Consider the following 1820-nt stretch of genomic DNA (forward strand, 5'->3'; position numbering starts at 1 on the left):
TGCTTCCATTCTCGGAACAGTCTTCGGGGCGCTCTTCCTGAAGAGCCTGGAAACAGGAATGGCTATGCTTGGCGCTCCAGGGATGGTACTGAATATCTCGAAAGGGGTCCTGCTTCTGGCAGTTCTGCTCTTGAGCATTGTTCAGCGGCAATCCTTGTCAGTAAGGAGGGTTGCGCATGAACACTAGTCTCATACTGGCAGTTGATTGCGGAACCAGCAGCGCAAGAACAATTATCTTTGACGCCGCAACGGGAAAGCAGATGAGCGTCGCTCAGATTCCCTGGCAAAGAACCGAGGACGATCACGGGGCCACCAGATTTGACACTGAGGGCAACTGGAAGATTATTTGCAATTGCATTAGGAAGAACCTTGAGGATTTCAGTGCAAAAAACATTATAGCCATTACCACGACGAGTTTCAGGCATGGGCTTGTTTGCATTGACAGGGACGGCTTGGTTGTTTTTGCATGTCACAACGCTGATCCTAGATCTGACGAGCAAGTCAAGAGATTGAACGAGACTGGTCTTGCAGAAACAGTTTTCCGAATTACGGGCGACTCTCCGACAATAAACGCACTGCCAATTCTGATGTGGTTGCGAGAGAACCACCCCGAAAGCTTCTCGAAGATCTGGAAGGCACTTTCGGTTGCAGGGTGGGCATCGTACAAGCTCAGTGGAAAGACAGCGGTGGAACCTTCAATGGCTTCAGCAACATGCCTGTTCGATGTCAAGAAATTAGAGTGGTCGGACGAGGTTCTGGAGATTGCCGGATTTGGCCCCGAGATACTTCCGGATCTTGTGCCATCGGACTCTAAAGTCGGTTCTGTTACAAAGGAAGTGGCGTTCGAGACAGGGCTTCTGGAAGGGACGCCGGTATTTGTGCCTCTTGGAGATACACAGGCCGCGATGATAGCTACAGGAGACATTGCTCCGGGAAGATCTTCGCTTATCGGGGGAACTTTCTGGCTGGAGGCTCAGACAACCGGTGAACCTATTACCGATGAAGCTCTCTTTTTGAGAACGCAATGTCACTGCGTCAAAGATGTATGGTTCAACGAAGGTTGCAGCTTCTATGTCGGACCTTTTATAAGTTGGTTTGTCAAAACATTCGGATGTGAAGATTCGGAAAGTGAAGGAGTCTATGCAAAAGACTTCGATGAATTAACTAGAAAAGCGGCCCTCGTTCCTCCGGGAGCTTATGGACTGCAGGCGATCTGGTCCAATCTGACTAATGTAAGTAACTGGAGGCATTGCGCGCCGGCCTTTCTTGACTGGGACATACTTGAACCTTCCCGGTCGTCTAAGGAAGTCTTTTTCAGAGCAATTCTAGAAATGGAAGCGATGCTTGCCTTTGGCGATTTCGAAAGGATCAGGAACGTTACCGGCCTTTGGCCCGGTTCGATGAGCTTTTCCGGAGGGGCAGCCTCAAATGAACTGTTGGCTCAGATACTGAGCGATGTTATGAAAGCAAGAATCACGGTCTTCGATTCAAGCGAATGTTCTGCTCTGGGAGGTGTAATGATTGCTAGCGCGGCGAGCGGGATTTACGATTCGCTTGAGTCTTGTGTGAAGTCAATGTCGAATATCAAGACCGAGTATCTGCCTTCTGTTGAAGCCAACGAGGTTTACATGGCCAAGTACAGAAGATGGAGATCAATCTATGATAGTCTTCTTAAACTATCCGATGATGGAATGACCAAGCACTTGTGGATAGCAGCTGGTGCAAGAAAACACACTTGAGGAGGTGTTTTAGTGAAGAAGTTTGAAATTGGAAAGCTACCCGTTTATCGTGCGGCCCCGCCCAATGTGAGAGATAACCAA

Annotated in this window: 1 protein-coding gene; it reads left to right on the top strand. The window is 49.0% G+C overall.

What is annotated here, in order from left to right:
• Positions 1–176 precede the first annotated feature (176 nt).
• Entirely contained in the window at positions 177–1739 is a 1563-nt protein-coding gene (locus tag ENN47_10680) for a hypothetical protein (protein ID HDP78622.1), read from the top strand.
• Positions 1740–1820 lie beyond the last annotated feature (81 nt).

Source organism: Mesotoga infera (assembly GCA_011045915.1).
GTDB classification, from domain to species: Bacteria; Thermotogota; Thermotogae; order Petrotogales; family Kosmotogaceae; genus Mesotoga; species Mesotoga infera_D.